This window comes from Clostridium sp. MCC328 (assembly GCF_018785465.1).
Lineage (GTDB): Bacteria > Bacillota > Clostridia > Lachnospirales > Lachnospiraceae > Pilosibacter > Pilosibacter fragilis.
Genome location: NZ_WQPW01000008.1, coordinates 24,651 through 49,088 on the forward strand (window position 1 = coordinate 24,651; position 24,438 = coordinate 49,088).

The following is a 24,438-nucleotide window of genomic DNA, read 5'->3' on the forward strand; positions in this document are numbered from 1 at the left end:
AAGAGGAGAGGATTTCGGCATGGCAGAGAGAAATTTGAATTTTGATGAGATCGTCGAGCGGCGCGGAACAGACTGCTTGAAATATGACTTTGCAAAGAGGAGAGGAAAGCCGGCGGACGTCCTCCCGCTCTGGGTGGCAGACATGGATTTCAAAACCTCTTCCTATGTGGAGGACGCGCTGATTGAACGGGCGAAGCATGGGATCTTTGGTTACAGCGATACCCAGGAAGTATATTTTAACGCGGTGGCAGGATGGATGGAACGGCATCATCACTGGAAGATCAAAGAGGACTGGCTGATCAAGACTCCGGGCGTGGTATTTGCCCTGGCAATGGCGGTAAAGGCGTTCACAAAGGCCGGTGACAGCATACTGATCCAGCAGCCGGTCTACTATCCATTTTCCGAGGTGATCCGGGACAATGACCGTGTGATCGTCAGCAATGACCTGATCCTGGGGGACGATAACCGGTATCATATCGACCTGGCTGATTTTGAAAAGCAGATCGTGGAACATGATGTGAAGCTGTTCCTTCTCTGCAATCCCCACAACCCGTCAGGAAGAGTGTTTACGAAGGAAGAACTGGCTGCAATGGGAGATATCTGTGTGAAGCACGGCGTCACGGTGGTCAGCGATGAGATTCACAACGATTTTGTGTTCCGGGGTGAACATACGGTGTTTGCGTCCATCAAGAAGGAGTTCGAGGACATCTGCGTGGTCTGCACGTCTCCGAGCAAAACCTTCAACCTGGCCAGCATGATGATCTCGAATATATTTGTCCCGAATAAGGAGCTGAGACAAAAATTTCAGCATCAGGTCGATGCCGAGGGAATCAGCCAGCTGGGCGTACTGGGACTTGTGGCGACACAGACGGCGTATGAGAAGGGCGATGAATGGTATGAGAACATGCTCAAATATGTCTGGGAAAATATCGCCTATGTAAAGAAATATGTGAAGGACAACATGCCGGGAGTGAACGTCATTGACGGCGAGGGGACCTACCTCTTGTGGCTGGATTTCAGAGGGACCGGAATCGATGCCGATGAGCTGGACCGTCGGATCATCTACGACGCGAAGCTGTGGCTGGACAGCGGAAAGATCTTCGGAAAGACAGGAACCGGATTCCAGAGGATCAATGTGGCGGCACCGAGGAAGACGATTGAGGAGTGCATGAAAAGAATAGAAGGAATACTGAAATAGCGCATTTTTGGTCTCATAGGAAGACCGGGATCGCAGAATATGGATTGTGACAGGATAAAAAGTCTCTGGGACAGATTGGAAAATTTTTTGATCTGTTCCGGAGACTTTTTTGCAGCTTCCTGCACGATGAATGGGAAGTTACGGAATCCTTACGAAACATGTACGATTTCATTAGAATCCTCCATTAAAAAGAACCGTATGCTATAATAAAATTGGCAGAAAACATGTGGATTCCAGAAAATATGGAATGTTTAGGCAGGAGAAGGATAGAAAGAAATTGGAAATGTAACAGGATGAAAAAAGTGTGAGTGGTAACAGATTTTCAGTGAGGAGGAATGCGGAATGAAGAGAGTGCTGATCGGTGGCTTTTTATCTTTGATCGGAAGTATCTGGGCGATGGCGGTGCTGTTTGTTGCGGGAAGTAATCTGACGTCCGGATGGACAACTCCACCGGGGAGATTTATGACTACGGTGGCGGAAATGGGGCTGTCGGAAGTGTTTGGCATGGCGATCCTTTTCGTTGTTCTGGGGATTGTGATCATGATGGTTGAGTTATTCCGGAGAGATAAGCAGTAGAGATGGTATTCCGTCGATGGTTATGATTTTCTGCGAGTATGTCGTTATCATGTTAATAAGGAGTGAGATTGGTATGAAAAAGAAAACGATGATCCTTTTAACTGCTGTGCTATGCGCATCAGTTGGTGCGCTGGTCATGTTTTTAAACAGACCCTATAAACCAGTATCATTTACTGTCGATGGAGATCAGTGGTCGGCGAAAACTGTTGATGGAGGTTCTCTGCTGCTGGAACTTCATAATGATAACAAAAGCAGAGAATGGTCAATCGTGTCGGAACCAGAAACTTTTGTAAGCGATTATCATAACATTGCGGAAAATATTTCAGAATTTCATATAATTGCATTGGAGGATGGAAATGGTGAGATGGTATTTCAATGTGTAAAAGATGATGGCAGCACGGACATGTATACGCTTGGACTTTCTATTTCACGTCATCAGAAAACCAATCTTCAAATTGATTCAATTACCTTCAAAATTTCCGGGTGTCTGAAACAGGGGATGGAAGAAAAATTGACAGAAACAGCGAAAGAACCGCGGAAAATCGGGAATGCGCAAGGAAATTTACAAGGAATGGCGATCTATTCTTCCTGCCCTTTTGTGCACGAAGACTCACAATGGGAACTTCAGATCTATGTGCAGGAAGATATGCTCATAGATGGAGAACTGACTATGGATGACAGCTGTCGATTTCTGATACAGGCAGTTTCCGGAGAGGATTCCTATGTATTTTTAGATGAAATGATCCAGTTAGGTATACCGGAGGCGGATATCTGGGAGGACGAACAGGAAAAAATGCATATAGTGCTTCGGGATGTACGGACTGCCAGATATAAAGTGTCTGATTTTGTTTTCAATCCGGAAGAAAAGAAATTTATCGGCAGTGATGTACTGGATGGAGAAGGAATCAATTACATTGGAACGACCGGCAAGTAAGAAAATTTACACCGGCACGATACCGCGAAAAAGATGGTATCAGAGGGAAGGCTTTACATCGTATAAAGCCGTTATGCAGCCATGACTTCTTAATCGCAGTCCATTTATAAAGAAAAAATCTCAAATACGGTTCTTGACATTTTTTGAATTCGTGCTATTATTTACGTATACCCAGTATGGGTATATGAAAATAGAAAGGAACGACAAAGATGGAACAGTATACAATAACAGGAATGAGCTGTGCTGCCTGCCAGACCCGCGTGGAGAAGGCAGTTTCCAAAGTGCCGGGCGTTATCTCCTGTTCCGTGAGCCTGCTCACGAACTCGATGGGTGTCGAAGGTACAGCTTCTTCCTCAGAAATTATTGAGGCAGTTCAGGCTGCCGGTTACGGCGCGTCCGTAAAAGGAGTGGAAAAAGCAGACATATCCGGAAACGTCACTCTCTATGATGAATCTGCCCTGGAAGACCATGAAACCCCGGCCTTAAAGAAGAGACTCATTTCCTCCATCGGCTTCCTCTTAGTCCTCATGTATTTCTCCATGGGACACATGATGTGGAACTGGCCGCTTCCGGCTTTCTTCAACGGAAACCATGTGGCGATGGGGCTTTTGCAGCTCCTTCTCACCGTGATCGTCATGGTGATCAACCAGAAATTCTTTATCAGTGGCTTTAAGGGCCTGCTCCACGGTTCTCCGAATATGGATACTCTGGTAGCACTGGGCTCCAGTGCCTCCTTTGCCTGGAGCACCTATGCCTTATTTATGATGACAGATGCTCAGGTAAAAGGGAACGCGGATGCAGTCATGAGCTATATGCACGAGTTCTACTTTGAGTCCGCGGCGATGATCTTAACCCTTATCACCGTCGGGAAAATGCTGGAAGCGAGATCAAAGGGACGCACCACAGATGCCTTAAAAGGTTTAATGAAGCTGGCCCCGAAGACCGCCGTGATCGAAAAGGACGGTGTTGAGACTACGGTTCCGATCGCCCAGGTTAAAAAAGGCGATATTTTCGTGGTCCGTCCGGGTGAAAATATACCCGTGGATGGTATCGTCTTAGAGGGAAACAGCGCAGTAAATGAATCTGCTCTCACCGGGGAGAGTATTCCGGTGGATAAGGAGGCAGGTGACCCTGTCTCGGCTGCGACATTAAATCAGTCCGGCTTTATCCGCTGCGAGGCATCGAGAGTCGGAGAGGATACCACACTCTCCCAGATCATAAAAATGGTCAGCGATGCGGCGGCAACAAAAGCGCCCATCGCGAAGATCGCCGATAAGGTATCCGGCGTATTTGTACCTGCCGTGATCACGATCGCGATCATCACGACCATCGGCTGGCTCCTCGCAGGCGAGACCATGGCCTTCGCCTTAGCCCGAGGGATCTCCGTTCTCGTCATCAGCTGCCCGTGTGCATTAGGACTTGCAACGCCGGTAGCCATCATGGTGGGAAACGGAATGGGAGCGAAGAACGGAATCCTTTTTAAGACAGCAGTTTCGCTGGAAGAAACGGGAAAAGTAGAGATCGTTGCCTTAGATAAGACGGGGACCATCACAAGCGGGGAACCCCGCGTGACAGATCTCGTTCCGGAAAAGGGAGTGAGCGAGTCAGAACTTCTTTCCATGGCATACGCTCTCGAGAAGAAGAGCGAGCATCCGCTGGCGAAGGCAGTCCTCTTAAAGGGTGAGGAAATGGGGCTTTCCGCAGCTGATGTGACAGATTTTGCGGCACTTCCCGGAAACGGACTTTCTGCGAAATTAAATGGAAATACGATCTACGGCGGAAACATGAAGTTTATCGGAACTCATGTGGCTGTTCCGGAAGATATGAAGAAGAAATCCGAAGCTCTCGCGGAGAGCGGAAAGACTCCATTATTCTTTGCGAAGAATGAGAAGCTTGTGGGCATCATCGCTGTTGCGGATATGATTAAGGAAGACAGTCCACAGGCAATCCGGGAGCTCCAGAACATGGGAATCCATGTAGTCATGCTGACCGGCGATAACGAGCGCACCGCAAAGGCCGTCGGAAAAGAGGCAGGCGTCGACGAGGTCATTGCCGGAGTCCTCCCGGACGGTAAGGAGAGTGTGATCAGAAAGCTCAAGGAAAAAGGAAAGGTTGCCATGGTCGGCGACGGGATCAATGATGCTCCGGCCCTCACAAGAGCCGATATGGGAATCGCGATCGGAGCCGGAACCGACGTCGCCATCGATGCGGCGGACGTTGTCCTCATGAAGAGCCGCTTATCCGATGTCCCGGCAGCGATCCGCCTAAGCCGTGCGACGCTTACAAATATCCATGAGAACCTGTTTTGGGCATTTTTCTACAATGTGATCGGGATCCCGCTTGCCATAGGACTCTGGATCCCGGTATTCGGATGGAAACTGAATCCGATGTTTGGTGCCGCAGTCATGAGCTTATCCAGCTTCTGCGTTGTATCCAACGCCCTGCGCTTAAATTTCTTTGATATCCGGCGTTCCGACAGGGACAAAAAGATAAAAACAAAAACTCATAAAGAGGAAAAGGAGAGTAAAACGATGGAAAAGACATTAAAAGTTGAAGGTATGATGTGTCCGCACTGCGAGGCAGCTGTAAAAAAAGCACTTGAGGCCATTGACGGCGTATCCGTTGCAGAGGCAGATCACGTAAAAGGAACCGCAACGGTGACACTCACAAAAGATGTTCCGACCGAAGTGCTTAAAAAAGCCATCGAGGATAAGGATTACAAGGTGATCGGTTGAGAGTTGACTGCAAAAAATGATTGAATATCAGCTGCCCCGGGATGAAAGATTCCTGGGGTGGCTTTCCTGCTATATAGGCAAATGCCTGTGAGGCAGATCAGAGAAGAAAACATGATATCGTAAGAACGTAAAATTGGGGAGGTTGTGCATGGAGAAAAAATCATGTTGCTGTGCCGGAGAAGCGGAGACAGTAAATGTAAATATGGAGATAACAGGGGTAACAGGAGCAGAAGCAACAGCAAATACGGTGACTGCCGAAACAGAAACACCGTCCGATGACGCTGTCTGTCACTGCCGCCACAAGCATAGAACAGAAAAGGAAGAGAAAGATCTTCTGACCCGCTTAAACCGCATTGAGGGGCAGGTCCGCGGCATCAAAGCTATGGTTCAGGACGAACGCTACTGCCCGGATATCCTGGTTCAGGTATCTGCCGTCCAGTCTGCCTTAAACGGCTTCTGCAAAGTTCTCTTGTCCAACCACATCAAAACCTGCGTGGTGGAGGATATCAAGAACGGAAACGAGGAGACCGCGGTGGCGGAACTCTGCGAGACGATCAAGAAGATGATGTAGAGATGGGAGGTAACAATGAAATTTGAAATATATAAAGCTTTACCCGGAATGTGTTATAATTACCGCAGTTGTATTGTATATAAAACATTTACTCTATCCTTATGATTTTCGTGAAAAATTCCCTTATGACGATCCGCCGCCGAAGTTTTTTGGCTCCTTCTCATTGGGGGAATTAGTACAATATATAATCCAGGTATTAACGTTACCTATTATAGGATTTGCTATGATTCCTTTGCAATTTTTAGGGAAGGTAGTGGATGTAATACTGATAATTTTATTAGTTATGTGGTGGTTCATACCAACAGGACTCGCTAGAAAAATAGATGACTGGTAATAGAAAAGCATCCCTGCTATAAAAGCAGAGGACGATTTTCTATTGCAGTAAGATATGTTTTAGAAAGAGCGAAAAACATTTGTGTAGATGGGATAAATTTTTTTCATCAGATGCGAAGGGCGCATTTTAAAAGGATTAATGGATATAATGTTAGATATAGGAAAAAGTGATCTTATATAGAACAATCGCAGGCATGGATTTTGATTTTCCAGCCTGCGATTATATCTCGTAAATCTATCCGATCGTGCGGTAAGTAAAGAATGCGAAGCCGAGGATACAGAGGGACGCGATGATCTCGCTGATGATCCGGATGATGGTATTTGGGGCGCCGTTGCCGGCGATCCGGTGGATGATCCGGATACTCACAGTGATCGCCACAAGAATGATCAGTGTGAAGTACGCAGTTCGCAACGGAATTACATTGAAAGCGCCGAGACCGGCAACGATCAGCATGGCAATGGAAAGAAGGATTCTGATTGCTTTCATAAAAACGCCCCCTCTGGATATAAAATTACGGAAAATTTAAGTTGAACGCACATGAACTCTGATGTGTGATCATGGTCAGTACAGGCTGACAAATTCTTTTCAGGATCACAGCATATCTTCGCAGAGTGCTTCTCCCAGATGGAGATGATATTCCCACTCGGAAAGGCTGTTATGATCCGGCGCTTATAGAAGTGGGACCTCATGACTGAGATAAGCAGATGCGATGAGTTCTCTTTCGGATATTATAACACTATTCTGTTTAAAAAGAAAACTTTTCTGTTAATTTCTTTTCAAAAATTTGATCCGTCAGGCATGTGTGACGGATTAAAAATGGGAAGAAGAGTAGAAAATGTAGATAATGTAGATAAAATGCAAAAAATAGAAAAAAATCAAAAAAAGCTGTTGACATTTCCGCAAATCTATATTATACTTACGTACGTAATCGAGACGAGGCGTGGCTCAGTTTGGTAGAGCGCTGCGTTCGGGACGCAGAGGTCGCAAGTTCGAATCTTGTCGCCTCGACTTACTTAAATACTAAGGCCTGTTGGTCAAGCGGTCAAGACGACGCCCTCTCACGGCGTAAACCCGGGTTCGATTCCCGGACAGGTCACTTGCTGTTGCGTTATGCAGCAGCATTTTTTAAAGGTGCTTCCGTGGCTCAGTTGGTAGAGCAACGCATTCGTAATGCGTAGGTCGCCGGTTCGAGTCCGGCCGGGAGCTTACTGATGAAACCCTTGTGAATCAAGGGTTTTTGTTGTTCTGTGTGAAGATGAAAGCTGTTTGGAATGGACGGCTTTTGTGCTTTTATAAAAAGAACCCGAATCCATCTCTGGAGAAGTACCAGATAGATTCGGGTCTTTTTACTATTTTGTAAGTTTTTCCAACTCCTCATAAAACGCCGGATAAGAGATATCCACGCAGTCCGCATCAATGATCTCAGTCTCCCCGTCCGCAGCGAGAGCAGCTACGGCGAAGGTCATGGCGATGCGGTGATCCTTGTGACTGTCGACGACGGCACCGTGGAGCGGTTTTCCGCCGTGGATGATCATGCCATCCTCAGTCTCCTCCACATCGGCGCCCATGGCGCGCAGGTTTTCGACCATGATGGCGATACGGTTGGATTCTTTGACTTTTAACTCAGCGGCATCGCGGATGACCGTGGTCCCCTCGGCGAAACATGCCATCATGGCGATGGTCGGAAGCTCGTCGATGAGAGTCGGGATGATATCGCCCTCGATGACGCAGCCCCTTAAGGAACTTGTGCGGACCAGAAGGTCGGCTGTCGGCTCTGCGTTCTCGTGATCCTCGTTTAACAGGGTGAGATCAGCGCCCATAGCCTCACAGACCTTGATGAGTCCGGCTCTTGTCGGGTTGATGCCTACATTCTTAATAAGAACTTCGGAATTTGGCAGAATCAGGCCTGCTGCCACAAAATAGACGGAAGAGGAGATATCTCCCGGCACATCGATCCGGTTTCCAAAAAGCTCTGTTGCCGGCCAGATCGTAACGGTAGTTCCCTTTGATTCCAGCTCTGCGCCGAAAAACTTCAGCATCAGTTCCGTATGATTTCTGGAAACCTGCGGCTCCGTGATACTTGTGAGCCCGTCTGCGTAGAGTCCGGCCAGCAGGATCGAAGATTTTACCTGGGCAGATGCGACTTTGGAAGTGTAATGGATCCCCGCAAGCGGTTTTCCACAGATCCTGAGCGGCGCACAGTCATTTCCGCGGACACTCTTGATATCAGCTCCCATCATGGATAACGGCTCGATAATGCGCTTCATCGGACGTTTCTGGATGGATTCGTCACCGGTCAGCGTCACGTCGAAATTCTGCGGCGCGAGAATACCGGAGATGAGTCTTGTGGTGGTTCCGGAGTTTCCACAGTCCAGGGGCTCGGCAGGGGCAGCCAGTCCGTGCATGCCCTTTCCGTGGATAGTGACAACACCATTCTTATTTTCGATATCGATTCCCATGCGGCGGAAACAGCCGATGGTGGAGAGGCAGTCAGCGCCCTCCAGAAAGTTATGGATCTCTGTAGTTCCCTTCGCAATGGATCCGAACATGACACTGCGGTGGGAGATGGATTTATCGCCCGGGACCGTGATCTCACCCCGGACATGGTCTGCTTTATGTAATTTCATATATAAATTCCTCGTAATTTGCGTTTAATACGATCTGATAAAAACCCGGTATGCATTTTGACGTAGCAGTCCGCGTATAACAGGCGGTCATGCGGTATCGGAATATGCTGGCGCATACCTGAATGAAACTATAAGTCTTACTTTGTCAGCACATAGTTATGGCTTCGCAAAAGCTCCGCTGCCTCATTCTTCTTATCCTCCTTATAGAAAGAAATCCGGAGCGCCCCTTCACCTTCCTCACGGCTGTGATTGATACCTATATTCTTAACACTGATTCCCTTCGCGGCAAGGATCGCAGAGAGGACAGAAATAGATCCCGGCTCATCCAAAACATCCACACAGAAGGAGTAATCCCGCTCGATGGGACCCTGTCCGCGGTTCGGGAATGTGGAACGGTATTTGCCTGATTCCTCGAACATCTTGTAGATCGCGTCACCGTTATGGTTTTCCAGCGTGTCGCAAATGGATTCCAGGGAAGTGATATACCGCTTTAAGAGTACCAGAATATTTTCTGTGTTCGTCATGCAGATCTGCTCCCACATGACAGGGGAGGAGGAGGCGATACGCGTGATATCCTTAAAACCTCCCGCGGCCAGCCGCTTCATGATCTCATCCTTTGAATCGTTGTCATGGACAAGATTAACGAGGCTGGATGCCACAAGGTGCGGCAGATGGCTGATGGCCGCGACGGAAAAATCATGCTCATGGTAGTCGAGAACGATGGGAAGAGCACCGATGCCCAGGGCAACCTGACGGATCCGGTCGATCTGCTCCGGTGTGGATTTTTTTGTAGGTGTAATAATGTAGTAGGCATTCTCCAGAAGATGGTCCGTAGAGCTCTCATAGCCGGTCTTTTCAGAACCCGCCATCGGATGGCCGCCGACAAACACATCCTCGTAACCCAGACGTTCCACCGCCTGATGGATGTCTGTCTTCGTGCTTCCGATATCAGTGATCAGTGCACCAGGTTTCAGAAACGGGCGTACCTTTTCGAGGTATACCGCGTTGTATTCTACAGGGGTGCAGAGAAAAATAACGTCACATGCGGAGAGCGTCTCATCGATCCCGTCAAGGATAATATCGATGGTCCCGTCCGCTTTTGCCTGCTCAAGCTTTGAGCGGGTCCGCATGTACGCCATGATTGTAATATCTTTATTCGCACGGCGAAGGCCTCTGGCGATGGATCCGCCGATCAGGCCAAGGCCGATAAAACCAAATGTAGAATCAGACATTGTACAGCTCCTCCTTTGTCCCTTCGATTTTATAACACAGGGATATGAATGTCAACAAGAAAAATCAATACTTTAAAGCGATAAATCAAACATTGCCAGGATCTGCATATCTGTGGGTGTGCGTCGCATGTCTGCCTACAAAACAGAGAAAAGAGAAGAAGAAAGATCTGTGTCAGCCAGAAAAATTTACAAAATAGAATGCGGATGTCAATTTTTAATAGATTTTCGTTTGAAACGCCCATATTTTCCACCACAATCGAAAAATGACAGAAAATATTTTGTGCAATTTCGATATTTAGCTTGAAAAATTCGAAAAGTTTTGGTAAAATATGACCATAGGCAATAAGCAGTATAGCCAAAACATCTGAACTCCGTAATTTGCGGAAGTCTTTTGAAAAATGGCAAAAAAACATATACGGGAGGGATTCATATGGATATTTATGGAACAAAACAGATCCGAAATGTTGTACTTTTAGGCCACGGCGGCGCCGGTAAGACGACGGTAGCCGAGGCACTGGCTTATCTGACCGGCGTTACAAAGAGAATGGGCAAAGTTGCTGACGGCAATACGATCAGTGACTACGACAAAGAAGAGATCAAGAGACAGTTCTCGATCACCACTACGATGGTTCCGATCGAGTACGAAGGTGCCGAGGGAAAGATCAAGATCAACCTTCTTGACACTCCGGGCTATTTCGACTTCGTAGGCGAGGTGGAAGAGGCAGTCAGCGCCGCTGACGCAGCGATCATCGTCGTAAACTGTAAGGCAGGAATTGAAGTTGGTACAGAAAAAGCATGGGATCTGTGTGAAGAATATAAACTCCCGAGAATCATATTTGTAACAAACATGGATGATGACCACGCGTCCTTCCGTGAACTGATCTTAAAACTTGAGAAGAAGTTCGGAAGAAAGATTGCTCCGTTCCAGGTACCGATCCGTGAGAACGAGAAGTTCGTTGGCTTCGTAAACGCAGTTAAGATGCAGGGCCGCCGCTTCACAAACCTGTCCGACTATGAGGACTGCGAGATCCCGGAGTACACAAAGAAGAACCTCGGAATTATCCGCGACGCCCTGATCGAAGCTGTTGCCGAGACAAGCGAAGAGTACATGGAGCGTTACTTCTCCGGCGAAGAGTTTACACAGGATGAGATTTACACCGCAGTACAGACCCACGTATGCGACGGTTCTATTGTTCCGGTCATGATGGGTTCCGGCATCAATTGCCAGGGCTTCAACGCATTATTAAATGCTATCGACCGCTACTTCCCGTCACCGGATAAGGGCGAGTGTGTCGGCGTTGACGTATCAAACGGCGAGCACTTTACCGCAAAATACAACGATGAGGTTTCCCTCTCCGCAAGAGTATTCAAGACCATCGTTGACCCGTTTATCGGAAAATATTCCCTGATGAAGGTCTGCACCGGCACATTAAAACCGGACAGCACTCTCTACAATGTAAATAAGGACACAGAAGAGAAGATCGCGAAAGTCTATGTGTTAAGAGGTAAGGACGTGATCGAGGTTCCGGAGCTGAAGGCCGGCGATATCGGTGCCGTTGCGAAGCTCTCCGTGACACAGACAGGCGATACGATCGCTTTAAGATCTGCTCCGATCGTATACCACAAACCGAAGATCTCCACCCCGTATACATACATGCGCTTTGCTGCAAAGACAAAGGGCGACGAGGACAAGATCTCCAGCGCACTCGCGAGAATGATGGAAGAGGACCTGACACTCCGCGTTGTGAACGATACCGAGAACCGCCAGAGCTTACTCTACGGAATCGGTGATCAGCAGCTTGAAGTTACCGTCAGCAAGCTTCTCGGCCGTTACAAAGTCGATGTGGAACTCTCCAAACCGAAATTTGCGTTCCGCGAGACGATCCGCAGGAAAGTGGAGGCTCCTGGCCGTTATAAGAAACAGTCCGGTGGACATGGACAGTTTGGTGACGTTAAGATGTCCTTCGAGCCGTCCGGCGATCTCGAGACACCTTATATCTTTGAAGAAAAAGTATTCGGCGGCGCAGTTCCGAAGAACTACTTCCCGGCAGTTGAAAAGGGCATACAGGAATGCTGTGCAAAGGGGCCGTTAGCCGGTTATCCGGTAGTCGGCATCAAGGCAACGCTCCTCGATGGCTCCTACCATCCGGTTGACTCCTCCGAGATGGCCTTCAAGATGGCTGCAACCCTGGCCTTCAAGAAGGGCTTTATGGATGCTAACCCGGTTCTCTTAGAGCCGATTGCTTCCGTAAAAGTCGTTGTTCCGGATAAGTTTACCGGAGACGTTATGGGTGACTTAAACAGAAGAAGAGGACGTGTTCTCGGAATGAATTCTCTCCATGGTGGAAAGCAGGAGATCGTTGCTGATGTTCCGATGTCCGAGATGTTCGGCTACAACACAGACCTCCGCTCCATGACCGGCGGTATCGGCGTATTCTCCTACGAATTCAGCCGCTATGAGCAGGCTCCTGGCGATGTTCAGAAGAAGGAAGTGGAAGCGAGAACGGCAGGCGGAGAAGTAGAGGCGTAAGCTTTGAAGATCCTCGTGAAAACTGAATAAAAGATGACTGCAGGGATCAGCTGTATGGCTGGTCCCTGTTTTTGCCGAAATTCTGCCATAGTTTTCCTCTGACTTCCATCTGGACAGAAAGAGAGAAAAATGGTATAGTTATAAACTGGTAAGCTTTAAATCAGCCGGATAAAAAACAAACTGCAAATCGGATAAAATTTTGCTCTATGACAAAATACTCCGGCAAAAAATGAGGAATTAGAATGAGAAAATGGTTTTTGATTATGGCCACAGCGGTGGTGCTTTGTTCCGCCTGCGGCAAGAAAGACGCTTCAGTGAACGATGCGACTCAGGCGGCACAGGCAAGTTCGACGGAAGCGGAGAATCTTTATAAGGAAGGATCCCAGTACGTCGGGGAAGAGGACTACGAGAGTGCCATCGAATCCCTTTTAAAATGTATTGAACTGGATCCGGATTACAGCAAAGCCTATATCCAGCTTTCCAAAGCCTATATTGGAAATGAAGAGTACGATGAAGCTATGTCGATCCTGCAGCAGGGATATGAGAAGACAAAGGATACATCCCTGGAAAAAGAACAGGATAACTGTGTCCGCACGATCTGCCAGGTCCTGACAGACAACGAGGATTACGAGACAGCGATCCCGTGGCTTTTAAAGCTTCAGGAACTCGATGGTGTCACCGTGGAGAATTCCCTGCAGCTTGCGGAAGCATATTCCATGATGGATGATTATGAAAATGCAGTGTCAGTTCTTCAGAAAGCAGATCAGAATGATGCAAGTATTAAAAATGCCCTGCTGGAGGCAAGAGTTGCCTACGGACAGTACTGCTACGATGAAGGAAAGAACGATCAGGCGATCGAGACTTTAAAGGCTGTGATTGATGAGGCGCCAGACCGGATCGATGCATACTCTATGCTGATCGGCGTATATGTAGATGCAGGAAAAGTAAAAGAGGCGGAGAGTATCGTCCAGAGTGGTCTTGAGCGGTTCGTAAACCAGAATTCTACGGTGACAGATGACCAGCTTGATGAATTTTTAAATTCCGCATCTTCCTATTATCTGGAACTCGAGAATGTGGATGCCTGCCTGAGATTCTGGGAGAAGGCAGTTTCCATGAGACCTGGAAATAAAAGTTATAAAGAAGAACTGGACAGCTACCGTTCCTCCGCTGCAGACGAGTCCTACGCGAAGGCAGATGAACTTCTGGAAGCAGGGGACGTGGAAGGCGCTTCCAAGTATTATAAGCGTGCCTTTGCGCTGGCTCCGTCAAACTATGACGCGGGCGTGATCAGCGGAGGCGACTATACATACTGCCTGAACAAAGATGGTTCCTGGAGACTTGGCTGGTATACAGATGAGACTGGCGGCTCCTACTACTTCAATCCGGCAGCGGGACGTCTCTACGCCAGTGCGGTGACGGGATACCAGCAGCTTGACGGTGCGGTATACTATTTTGAGGATGACGGCAGAATGCTGGTGGATGATACGACTCCGGATGGCCGTTATGCGGATGTGGATGGAAAACTTTTAGACCACAATCCATATGGGGATGAGACCGCTGCCGAGGATGAGACGGATGCTGCCGAGGATGAGACTGAGGCAGATACAGAAGAGGAGACGACAGGAAGCTCTGAGAAGGAATCTGCGGCAGCTTCTGTGAAAGAGACAACAGCAGCAGTTAAGGAAACGGTGGAGACCACAAAGGCAAATCCGCAGCCGACGCAGGCAGCGGCCGTGAACTCAGGAAACCTGAAACTGAATGCGGACACTCTTCAGGAAGCTCATGACAATGGCGGAACAACAACCTACGAGAAGACAGATCTCTTCGACGGATCCACAGGAAAGCTGACCATGGGAGATGTCTATAACTGCCTTGCCAAGTACGGAAAGACCGAGTGGGTGTCCCAGAAACTTCCATATGAGCTGAAGGTCGGAAACTTAAAGGTATGGATCCTGCCTGGCGATAACTGGAATACAACAGGACTCGTCATTAAAGACGCGTCCCAGTATTTTGAGGTATTAAAGAAGAAGGCGCTTCCGGATAATGTACAGTTTGCGATCGAATTCGATTCCGCCGCGACAGATAAGCTTGACATCAATAAAGTGAGACGTGTGAACGGAAACTAAGATGCTGTAAGAAATAAAAACGGGAATTCCTGCAGAAATGTTGGAATTTCCGTTTTTTTAATGGGATTCTGCGCCTGAAATGTGTAGAATATGAAAAAACACCGCCTGGAATCCATAATGGAAAGCCGGGCGGCGTAAATATTCTCTGAGATTTAAAATTAAAGAAGACCCTCGTTGTACTTTCTGATAAGTTTCTGGATCTTGTCTGTCGGGGACAGGGAGTTTCCGATGGAAACGTCGTGGTTTAAGGAGTTGATGATGGCAGCGATGTACTTGCTCATATCAGCTTCCACATACCATTCCTTTGTGAAGAGTTCCGGGGAACGGTAGTTTAAGTTTGTTGTGACAACACTGTCGATGTAGCCCTTCTGGTAGAACTCATCGAATTTCTCGAAGCCTGCGGTGAAGAGACCGAAGGTGCAGCATACAACGACCTTCTCGGCCTTGCGCTCCTTTAACTCTTTTGCGGTATCGAGCATGCTCTCGCCGGAGGCGATCATGTCGTCAACGACGATAACGGTCTTTCCTTCAACGGAGCTTCCGAGAAACTCGTGGGCAACGATCGGGTTTCTTCCGTTGATGACCTTGGAGTAATCTCTTCTCTTGTAGAACATACCCATATCAACGCCGAGGTTGTTGGCGAGATATACGGCACGGCTCATTGCACCTTCGTCCGGGCTGATGACCATTAAGTGGTCTTTATCGATCTTTAAGGTATTGTCATGTTTAAACAGTGCTTTTACGAACTGGTAGGTCGGCATGAAGTTGTCGAGGCCGGATAACGGGATCGCGTTCTGTACGCGCGGGTCATGTGCATCAAATGTGATGATGTTGGACACGCCCATGCTTACTAACTCTTCAAGTGCCATTGCACAGTCTAAAGACTCTCTGTGAGTACGCTTGTGCTGACGGCTCTCGTAAAGGAACGGCATGATAACGTTGATACGGTGTGCGGTGGATGCCGTAGCGCCGATGATTCTCTTGAGATCCTGATAGTGGTCATCCGGGGACATGTGGTTTACATATCCGGACATCTTGTAGGTAAGAGAATGGTTTGTTACATCGACCATGCAGAAAATATCGGTTCCGCGGACAGATTCGTTTACGATCCCCTTTGCTTCACCACTTCCGAAACGCGGGCAGGCGCAGTCGAGAAGATAGGAGTCAACATCGTAGCCACGGTACTGTAAATTTCCCTGGCGGCGAAGTAATTCTTCCGCATCGTTGCGGCGGAAGTTTACGATGTGGTCATTGACTTTCTGCGCAAGATCACGGCAGCTCTCAAGAGCAGCGATCTTAAGCGGTGCAAGCGGCAGACGGTCGTTGAAAACGTACTGATTAGACATGTCAGATAATCCTCCGATTTTTTGTGTTGCGGTCCGGCCTCTGCGGTCGGACTGTCAGATCATATTTTTGCCTGGATCTCCTTATTTATGCGGGAACCTGCAGGCATTCCACGCCGAGTATACCATTTTCAGACATTTTTCGTCAATAGTTTCCCATGAAAATTCGAAGGAAAAAGAATATCGTTCCTTTACAAATCGGAGGAAGATTGGTATGATTAAGTTTAGAACCATGCAGGAAGGATAAACGAAGTGAAATATCAGGGACATAAAATTATGGCAGTTACCCCCGGATCCATCGCGGAAGAGCTGGAACTGGAACCGGGAGATGTGCTGCTTACCATAGACGGGGAAGAGCTGGAAGATATCTTTGACTACGACTATATGACGGATGCCGAGAGTTTCGTGATGGTCGTGCGGAAGGCAAACGGAGAAGAGTGGGAACTTGAGATCGAGAGCGGCGGTGAGGATCTGGGACTTACCTTTGAAAACGGACTTATGAGTGACTATAAGTCCTGCTCCAATAAGTGCATCTTCTGCTTTATCGACCAGATGCCGCCGGGAATGCGTGAGACGCTCTACTTTAAGGACGACGACTCCAGACTTTCGTTCCTTCAGGGAAACTACATCACCCTGACAAATATGAAGGATAAGGATATCGAGCGGATCATCCGCTTCCACCTGGCCCCGATCAATATCTCCGTGCAGACTATGAACCCGGAGCTGCGCTGTAAGATGCTCCACAACCGGTTTGCGGGGGAGGCGTTAAAGAAGATCGACCGTCTTTACGAGGCAGGGACGGAGATGAACGGACAGATCGTTCTCTGCCGGGGCGTCAATGATGGAAATGAGTTGGCGTACACCATCGAACAGCTCTCAAAGTACGCGCCGGTGATGCAGAGCGTGTCGGTGGTTCCGGTTGGTCTCTCGAAGTATCGTGAGGGTCTTTACCCGCTGGAACCGTTTACAAAGGAAGATGCCTGCGAGGTGATAGACCTCATCGAAAAATGGCAGAAGATCAACTACGAGCGCCACGGGATCCACTTTATCCATGCAAGTGATGAGTGGTATATCCTGGCGGAGCGCGAGATGCCGGAGGAAGGAAGATACGACGGATATATCCAGCTGGAGAACGGCGTCGGTATGCTGCGGCTGCTGCATGAGGAAGTCATGGATGCCCTGGATGAGAAGACGGACGACGGAAAAGAGGAAGAACTCTCTATCGCCACAGGACGTCTGCCGTATCCGTATCTGGACACGCTTGTAAAGGAGATCATGAAAGTCTATCCGGGACGAAAGGTCCATATCTACCCGATCCGGAATGATTTCTTCGGCGAAAAGATCACGGTGGCGGGACTGATCACAGGACAGGATCTGATCGCCCAGTTAAAGGATAAGCCTTTAGGCGACAGGCTGATCCTTCCGGCCGTTATGTTTAAGAGCGGCGAGGAGGTTTTCCTGGATGATATCACAAAGACCCAGGCGGAAGATGCTTTACAGATTCCGATAAATATAGTAAAATCAAGCGGATATGACCTTGTGGACGCGATCCTTGACCCGGAGGCGGCGAGAGAACAGACTGCGGAACACGGGGCATATGAGCTTACAATGAAAGATGCCGGTCTCACAGAGGACGGGGAAGTTATCCCTGATTGGGACGGCGAAGTATAGAAATGAGGAAAATATATGAGTAAACCAGTAGTGGCGATCGTCGGCAGACCGAACGTGGGAAAATCCACACTCTTCAACGTCCTTGCCGGCAGCACGATCTCGATCGTAAAAGACACTCCGGGTGTGACAAGAGACCGTATCTATGCGGACTGCACCTGGTTAAACAACAACTTTACCTTAATTGATACAGGCGGAATCGAGCCGGATTCCAAGGATATCATTCTTGCGCAGATGCGTGAGCAGGCTCAGATCGCCATCGATACCGCGGACGTCATCATCTTTATCGTGGATGTGCGCCAGGGTCTCGTCGACGCGGACTCCAAGGTTGCGGACATGTTAAGAAAGTCTAAGAAACCGGTCGTTCTTGCGGTCAATAAGGTGGACAGCATGGCGAAGTTCGGAAACGATGTATACGAATTCTATAACCTGGGAATCGGAGACCCGGTCCCGGTATCCGCGGCTTCAAGACTTGGCCTTGGCGAGCTTCTCGATGAGGTAGTCAAGTATTTCCGTGAGGACCAGTATGACGACAGCGAGGATGACCGTCCGAGAATCGCCATCGTGGGAAAACCGAACGTCGGAAAATCCTCTATTATCAATAAGCTTCTCGGTGAAAACCGTGTGATCGTATCCAACATCGCCGGAACCACAAGAGACGCTGTCGATACAGAGATCGTGCGAAACGGCACTGAATATATCTTTATCGATACCGCGGGATTAAGAAGAAAGAGCAAGATCAAAGAGGATATCGAGCGCTACAGTATTATCCGTACTGTGACAGCGGTGGAGCGCGCTGATGTGGTCCTCATGGTCATCGATGCCGTTGAGGGAATCACTGAGCAGGACGCAAAGATCGCCGGTATCGCCCATGACCGCGGAAAAGGCGTGATCGTCGTTGTCAACAAGTGGGATGCCATCGAGAAGAACGACAAGACGATCTATGAGTACACAAGAAAATTAAAAGAGACCCTGTCCTACATGCCGTATGCGGAGTATATCTTCGTGTCCGCCCTGACCGGACAGAGAATGGAAAAGCTCTTCGAGCTCATCGATATGGTCCGCGAGAACCAGACGCTCCGCGTGGCTACCGGTGTATTGAACGAGATCGTGACAGAAGCTGTCGCTATGCAGCAGCCGCCGTCCGACAAGGGCAAACGCTTAAAGATCTACTATGTGACCCAGGTTGCGGTAAAACCGCCGACCTTTGTTATCTTCGTAAACGATAAGGAGTTAATGCATTTCTCCTACACGAGATACTTAGAGAACAAGATCCGTGAGGCCTTCGGCTTCCGCGGAACATCCTTAAAATTCATCATCCGCGAGAGGAAGGAGAAGGATTAAGCAATGGGCAGAGTGATTTGTCTTGTTATGGGTTATGTGTTTGGATTATTCCAGACAGGATATCTTTACGGTAAGATGAACCATATCGATATCAGAAACTACGGAAGCGGAAACTCCGGAACGACAAATGCGCTCCGGGTCATGGGAAAAAAAGCGGGGCTCATCGTGTTCGCGGGAGATTTTTTAAAGACGGTGTTCGCCTGTCTTGCGGCGCGGATCATCTTTAAGGGAAGCCCGGACACAGACCTCTATGTGCTCTACGCAGGTCTCGGCGTTGTCCTCGGTCATAACTTTCCGTGTTACTTAAACTTCAAGGGCGGAAAGGGAATCGCTTCCATGGCAGGCATTCTCGTGTCCATGGACTGGCGCGTGACACTTGTCTGTGCAGCACTGTTCCTTGGAGCTGTCATCATTACAAGATATGTCTCCCTTGGTTCTCTTCTGGTGGTGATCTCATTCTTTATCCAGATACTGGTCTACGGGGCGCATGGAACATTTACCGTCTCTGCGGATCATCTCATGGAGTTTTATGCCGTTGCCTTCGTCCTGATGGCGATGGCGATCTGGAGACACAAGACGAACATAAAAAGACTTTTATCCGGCACAGAGAACAAGCTCTGGGGCGGAAAGAAAAACTGAATAAGCGCTTAAGCACGAAAATATCAGTCGGTACAGGGCAGTGAGATTAAAGAGAAAAGGAGTTCCTGAACATGGAAAAAATTGGTATTATCGGTTCCGGTACATGGGGAACCGCGATTGCGGTGCTGTTAAGAAACAATGGACATGAGGTCACACTGTGGTCCGCGATCCCGGCGGAGATCGAGGAGATGGCAAAGACCAGGACTCACAAGAATCTTCCGGGAGTGACGTTGCCGGAGGGAATCATCTATACCGCTGACCTTGAGGAAGCGATGAAGGATAAGAACCTTCTCGTGATGGCGGTTCCGTCCGTATTTGTCCGCAGCACGGCGCAGAAGATGAAGCCGTTCTGTAAAGAGGGACAGCTCATTGTGGATGTGGCAAAGGGAATCGAGGAGAATACTCTCGATACAATGACCCAGATCATAAAGGAAGAACTTCCGATGGCGGAGACAGCTGTTCTTTCCGGACCGAGCCACGCGGAGGAGGTAAGCCGCGGACTTCCGACGCTCTGCGTTGCGGGATCCCGCAAGAAGAACGTTGCAGAGTACGTCCAGTCCACATTTATCAGCCCGGTGTTCCGCGTATACACGAGCCCGGATGTCCTGGGGATCGAGACAGGCGCCGCGTTAAAGAACGTTGTTGCCCTGGCAGCGGGAATCGCTGATGGCCTGGGTTACGGGGACAACGCGAAAGCAGCCCTCATCACCCGCGGTATGGCGGAGATCGCGAGACTTGGCATCGCCATGGGTGGAAAATACCAGACCTATACCGGACTTTCCGGAATCGGTGACCTGATCGTGACATGTGCCAGCATGCACAGCAGAAACCGCCGTGCCGGTATCCTCATCGGAAAAGGATACACGATGGAAGAGGCAATGAAGGAAGTCCAGATGGTGGTAGAAGGCGTTTATTCCGCGAAGGCTGCGAGAGCCCTCGCAAAGAAATACAATGTTTCCATGCCGATCGTTGAAGAGGTAAACCAGGTTCTGTTTGAAGGAAAACCTGCAAAAGAGGCGGTGGCCGACCTGATGCTCCGCGACAAGCGCATCGAGCACAGCGATCTTCCGTGGGAATAGAAACCAGAACATAATCTTGCAGCGGCCTGCACTTTGCCGTACTGCGGCGTAAGAAAAGGCTCTGTCGGCATAAAATGTCCCCCTCGTGCATACACTGCAACAGTATATGTGAGGGGGTATTTTTATGGATCATTTCCATGTATACAAGGATATCGAGGCGAGGACGGGCGGAGAGATCTATGTGGGCGTTGTGGGACCTGTGCGCACCGGAAAATCCACATTTATCAAACGGTTTATGGAGCTTCTCGTGCTCCCGAACCTCCCGGACGGACAGAAAAAGGCCCAGACCAGGGATGAGCTTCCCCAGAGTGCTGCGGGGAAGACGATCATGACCACGGAGCCGAAGTTTATCCCGAAGGAGGCGGCGGAGCTGGAGCTTGCGGAGGGGATCCGGGCGAAGGTGCGGCTCATCGACTGTGTGGGTTTTATGGTGGAAGGTGCTGCGGGACATACGGAAAACGGGGAGGAACGTCTCGTGAAGACGCCCTGGTACGATTATGAGATCCCGTTCACCCAGGCGGCGGAAATTGGGACGAGAAAGGTGATCCGGGACCATTCCACCATCGGGATCGTTGTGGCCTGCGATGGCAGCTTCGGGGAACTCTCCAGGGATGATTTTAAGGAGGCGGAGGAGCAGACGATCTCGGAGTTGAAGGAGATCGGAAAACCGTTCCTGATCCTGTTAAACTCTACAAGACCCTATGCGGCGGAGACGAAAGCCCTGGCGTTAAAGATGGAAAACCAGTACGGGGTCCCGGTACGGGCGGCAAACTGTGAACAGCTAAAGCGAGAAGACATCGAGGAGATATTGGGCACCGTGCTCCTGGAGTTCCCGGTGACAGAGCTCGACTTTGAGATCCCGAAATGGGTGGAGATCCTGCCGGATGATCATGCGTTAAAGGCAGGTTTGATCATGGAGGCGGGAAAACTCCTGAAGACATCCGTCCAGATGAAGGACGTGCCGAAGGAGGCTGTGCCGGAAACAGATCAGGCAGTGAAAAAACTGATCGCGGATGAGCTGGATCTTGCGAGCGGCCGGGTGACAATCCGGGTCTTGGTGGATGAGGCGGCATACTTTGAGGTCTTAAGCGATATTTCCGGCCTGCCGGTGCGGGATGAGTACAGCCTGTTTAAAATCTTAAAGGAATCTGCCGGGATGAAGGAAGAGTATGAGAAGGTGAGAAACGCCCTGGTGGAGGTGCGCCAGAAGGGCTACGGAATCGTCCTGCCGGATAAGACGGAGATCTCCTTAGATGAGCCGGAGCTGATCCGTCATGGCAGCAAGTACGGTGTGAAGATCCATGCCCAGGCACCCTCCATCAATCTCATAAAGGCCAGGATCGAGACGGAGATCGCGCCGATCGTTGGGAACGAGCAGCAGGCGAAGGACTTGATCGCGTACATAAAGGACGGGGAAGCGACGGAGGAAGGTGTCTGGGATACGAATATCTTCGGAAAGTCCGTGGAACAGATTGTTGAGGACGGCATGCAGGCGAAGATCGCCCAGATGACGGAGGACTGTCAGATGAAACTTCAGGATACGCTGCAGAAAATTATTAATGACAGTAATGGCGGAATGATTTGCATAATTATCTGAAATTTGCTATAATAGATGCAAATAATACAGCTGATTTGCAAACATGAAGATTTTCATCGAATTTTGCAAAACGATGCTGAAATTACAGTATTTGCGGCAGAAACCTGAAGGATAAAATCCGCGGTGAACGTGAAAAGGGTTGCGGACACTGCACGGTTGGGAAAAATGGATATTTCTGTATATCGACCACAGGAATAGGATGTTTGCATGAGTTTCCAGATTTCGCCGCGAAAGGAGGAGTTCCATGAAACTGACATTTATCGGTGCAGATCATGAAGTGACTGGAAGCTGTCATTATCTGAATGCGGCGGGAAAGAACATTCTTGTTGATTACGGTATGGAACAGGGCGGAAACGTCTATGAGAACGCGGAGCTTCCGATCCCGTTCTCCGATGTGGACTACATCTTTATCACCCACGCCCACATCGATCACACAGGCCTGCTTCCACTGATCTATGCGAAGGGCTTTAAGGGGCAGATATTCGCCACACAGGCCACCTGCGATCTCTGCAACATTATGTTGAAAGACAGTGCCCACATTCAGGAAATGGAGGCTGAGTGGAAGAACAGAAAGGCAAGACGTGCCGGAAACCCGGAGGTCCAGGCGCTCTACACGGTAAACGACGCGGAAGGCGTTTTAAAGCATTTCGTGCCATGCCATTATGGTGATATCCTGACGATCTGCGACGGATTGAAAGTACGGTTTACGGATGTGGGTCACCTGCTTGGATCCGCGTCCATTGAAGTCTGGATCGATGAGGACGGCGCACAGAAGAAGATTGTTTTCTCTGGTGATATCGGAAACAAGAACAAACCTCTGATCAAGGATCCGCAGTACACGGATGAGGCCGACTATGTGGTAATGGAGTGTACCTACGGTGACCGTTCCCACGACCGGACCCACGAGCATATCGAGGAGTTCGCGAAGATCATCCAGAGAACCCTGGACCGTCACGGAAACGTTGTGATCCCGGCCTTTGCAGTGGGCAGGACCCAGGAGATCCTCTACTTTATCCGTAAGATCAAGGAAGAGGGCCTTGTCACCGGACATGACGGATTCCCGGTCTATGTGGACAGCCCGCTGGCCGTCGAGGCGACCCATGTGTTCAATAAGAACATTTCCGAGTGCTTTGACGAGGAGGCGATGGATCTTGTGAACAGGGGAATCAACCCGATCGCATTCCCGGGATTAAATCTTTCCGTCAGCAGCGACGATTCCAAGGCGATCAACTTCGACTCCGAGCCGAAGGTCATTATCTCCGCGGCGGGTATGTGTGATGCCGGACGAATCCGCCACCACTTAAAACATAATCTCTGGAGACAGGAGTGTACGATTGTGTTCGCCGGATACCAGGCTGTCGGAACTCTGGGAAGGAGCCTCATTGAGGGGGCGGAAGTCGTAAAACTATTCGGTGAGACCATCGATGTAGAAGCGGAGATCGTGTGCCTGGACGGACTTTCCGGTCATGCGGACAGGGAAGGACTTCTCACCTGGATCAACGCCTTTAAGAAGAAACCGAACCGTGTGTTTATGGTACACGGAGACGATCTCGTATGCACGAAGTTCGCGAACCTCCTGCGCTCGGACTACGATCTTGTGGCGGACGCACCGTTCTCGGGATCAGAGTTTGACCTTGCCGCGGGTGCGTGGCTCAAACAGACCGTCGGTATTCCAATCCAGAAGGAGACAGCGAGACAGAAGGAGAATAAGTCCATCTTTGCTCTTCTTGTGGCTGCAGGCGAGCGCCTGATGCGGATCATCCAGAAGAACCGCGAATGCGCGAACAAGGATATCAAGAAATTTACGGCAGAGGTCAACGCGCTCTGCGAGAAGTGGGATCTGTAACTGCGGCTTGAGCCGTCTGAATTCCGGAATCATATAAAATAAGACATCTGAGAGGAATT

18 protein-coding genes and 3 tRNA genes are annotated in these 24,438 nt (G+C 49.3%); 17 read left to right on the top strand and 4 right to left on the bottom strand.

The window, feature by feature from the left end:
• Window positions 1-19: 19 nt before the first annotated feature.
• From GPK83_RS01240 to GPK83_RS01265, 6 genes are all read left to right on the top strand, one after another.
• Window positions 20-1,198 (top strand): MalY/PatB family protein, encoded by a 1,179-nt coding sequence (locus GPK83_RS01240; RefSeq protein ID WP_215703805.1) that lies wholly within the window; start codon window positions 20-22, stop codon window positions 1,196-1,198.
• A 342-nt stretch (window positions 1,199-1,540) separates the two neighbouring features.
• Window positions 1,541-1,774, top strand: coding sequence for a hypothetical protein (locus GPK83_RS01245; RefSeq protein ID WP_015554280.1), 234 nt, complete (start codon window positions 1,541-1,543; stop codon window positions 1,772-1,774).
• 73 nt (window positions 1,775-1,847) lie between these two features.
• Window positions 1,848-2,708, top strand: coding sequence for a hypothetical protein (locus GPK83_RS01250; RefSeq protein WP_147326524.1), 861 nt, complete (start codon window positions 1,848-1,850; stop codon window positions 2,706-2,708).
• Window positions 2,709-2,917: 209 nt separating this feature from the next.
• Window positions 2,918-5,443, top strand: coding sequence for a heavy metal translocating P-type ATPase (locus GPK83_RS01255; protein ID WP_215703806.1), 2,526 nt, complete (start codon window positions 2,918-2,920; stop codon window positions 5,441-5,443).
• Between the two features lie 247 nt (window positions 5,444-5,690).
• A complete protein-coding gene (locus tag GPK83_RS17090; RefSeq protein WP_117471811.1) occupies window positions 5,691-6,014 on the top strand; it encodes a metal-sensing transcriptional repressor in 324 nt (107 codons plus the stop codon).
• A 22-nt stretch (window positions 6,015-6,036) separates the two neighbouring features.
• The gene (locus GPK83_RS01265; protein ID WP_215703807.1) at window positions 6,037-6,348 is read left to right on the top strand and encodes a hypothetical protein; all 312 of its coding nucleotides are present in this window, start codon (window positions 6,037-6,039) and stop codon (window positions 6,346-6,348) included.
• A gap of 234 nt (window positions 6,349-6,582) precedes the next feature.
• On the opposite strand, the gene GPK83_RS01270 is transcribed toward GPK83_RS01265, so the two are convergent.
• Complete coding sequence (locus GPK83_RS01270) at window positions 6,583-6,834, bottom strand: hypothetical protein (RefSeq protein ID WP_215703808.1); 252 nt, start codon at window positions 6,832-6,834, stop codon at window positions 6,583-6,585.
• A 448-nt stretch (window positions 6,835-7,282) separates the two neighbouring features.
• On the opposite strand from GPK83_RS01270, the gene GPK83_RS01275 reads away from it, so the two are divergent.
• The 3 genes from GPK83_RS01275 to GPK83_RS01285 all read left to right on the top strand — a co-directional run bounded on the left by GPK83_RS01275 (window position 7,283) and on the right by GPK83_RS01285 (window position 7,554).
• A tRNA-Pro gene (locus GPK83_RS01275) sits at window positions 7,283-7,356 on the top strand.
• A gap of 16 nt (window positions 7,357-7,372) precedes the next feature.
• Window positions 7,373-7,444, top strand: a tRNA-Glu gene (locus tag GPK83_RS01280).
• 37 nt (window positions 7,445-7,481) lie between these two features.
• Window positions 7,482-7,554: transfer RNA gene (locus tag GPK83_RS01285), tRNA-Thr, on the top strand.
• A gap of 143 nt (window positions 7,555-7,697) precedes the next feature.
• Here GPK83_RS01285 and aroA read toward each other — a convergent pair.
• Together aroA and GPK83_RS01295 are read right to left on the bottom strand one after the other, a co-directional pair.
• Entirely contained in the window at window positions 7,698-8,975 is a 1,278-nt protein-coding gene (gene aroA / locus GPK83_RS01290; RefSeq protein WP_215703809.1) for a 3-phosphoshikimate 1-carboxyvinyltransferase, read from the bottom strand.
• A gap of 137 nt (window positions 8,976-9,112) precedes the next feature.
• Window positions 9,113-10,240 (bottom strand): prephenate dehydrogenase, encoded by a 1,128-nt coding sequence (locus GPK83_RS01295; protein ID WP_345941752.1) that lies wholly within the window; start codon window positions 10,238-10,240, stop codon window positions 9,113-9,115.
• A gap of 397 nt (window positions 10,241-10,637) precedes the next feature.
• Here GPK83_RS01295 and GPK83_RS01300 point away from each other — a divergent pair, with 397 nt between their 5' ends.
• Complete coding sequence (locus GPK83_RS01300; protein WP_215703810.1) at window positions 10,638-12,737, top strand: elongation factor G; 2,100 nt, start codon at window positions 10,638-10,640, stop codon at window positions 12,735-12,737.
• 242 nt (window positions 12,738-12,979) lie between these two features.
• Complete coding sequence (locus GPK83_RS01305; protein WP_215703811.1) at window positions 12,980-14,863, top strand: tetratricopeptide repeat protein; 1,884 nt, start codon at window positions 12,980-12,982, stop codon at window positions 14,861-14,863.
• A gap of 158 nt (window positions 14,864-15,021) precedes the next feature.
• Here the strand turns inward: GPK83_RS01305 and GPK83_RS01310 are convergent, their stop codons facing one another.
• Window positions 15,022-16,209, bottom strand: coding sequence for a ribose-phosphate pyrophosphokinase (locus GPK83_RS01310; protein WP_015554290.1), 1,188 nt, complete (start codon window positions 16,207-16,209; stop codon window positions 15,022-15,024).
• A gap of 273 nt (window positions 16,210-16,482) precedes the next feature.
• Here GPK83_RS01310 and GPK83_RS01315 point away from each other — a divergent pair, with 273 nt between their 5' ends.
• The 6 genes from GPK83_RS01315 to GPK83_RS01340 all read left to right on the top strand — a co-directional run bounded on the left by GPK83_RS01315 (window position 16,483) and on the right by GPK83_RS01340 (window position 24,379).
• A complete protein-coding gene (locus GPK83_RS01315; protein WP_117469632.1) occupies window positions 16,483-17,877 on the top strand; it encodes a DUF512 domain-containing protein in 1,395 nt (464 codons plus the stop codon).
• A 15-nt stretch (window positions 17,878-17,892) separates the two neighbouring features.
• Window positions 17,893-19,218 carry a ribosome biogenesis GTPase Der gene (der, locus tag GPK83_RS01320; protein ID WP_015554291.1) on the top strand — a complete coding sequence of 442 codons (1,326 nt, stop codon included), beginning with the start codon at window positions 17,893-17,895 and terminating at the stop codon, window positions 19,216-19,218.
• Between the two features lie 3 nt (window positions 19,219-19,221).
• Complete coding sequence (gene plsY / locus GPK83_RS01325) at window positions 19,222-19,857, top strand: glycerol-3-phosphate 1-O-acyltransferase PlsY (RefSeq protein ID WP_215703812.1); 636 nt, start codon at window positions 19,222-19,224, stop codon at window positions 19,855-19,857.
• Between the two features lie 71 nt (window positions 19,858-19,928).
• Window positions 19,929-20,936: an NAD(P)H-dependent glycerol-3-phosphate dehydrogenase gene (locus GPK83_RS01330; protein ID WP_117469475.1), complete on the top strand. Its 1,008-nt coding sequence runs from the start codon at window positions 19,929-19,931 to the stop codon at window positions 20,934-20,936.
• Window positions 20,937-21,060: 124 nt separating this feature from the next.
• Complete coding sequence (spoIVA, locus tag GPK83_RS01335) at window positions 21,061-22,533, top strand: stage IV sporulation protein A (protein ID WP_215703813.1); 1,473 nt, start codon at window positions 21,061-21,063, stop codon at window positions 22,531-22,533.
• Window positions 22,534-22,777: 244 nt separating this feature from the next.
• The gene (locus tag GPK83_RS01340) at window positions 22,778-24,379 is read left to right on the top strand and encodes an MBL fold metallo-hydrolase (protein ID WP_215703814.1); all 1,602 of its coding nucleotides are present in this window, start codon (window positions 22,778-22,780) and stop codon (window positions 24,377-24,379) included.
• Window positions 24,380-24,438 lie beyond the last annotated feature (59 nt).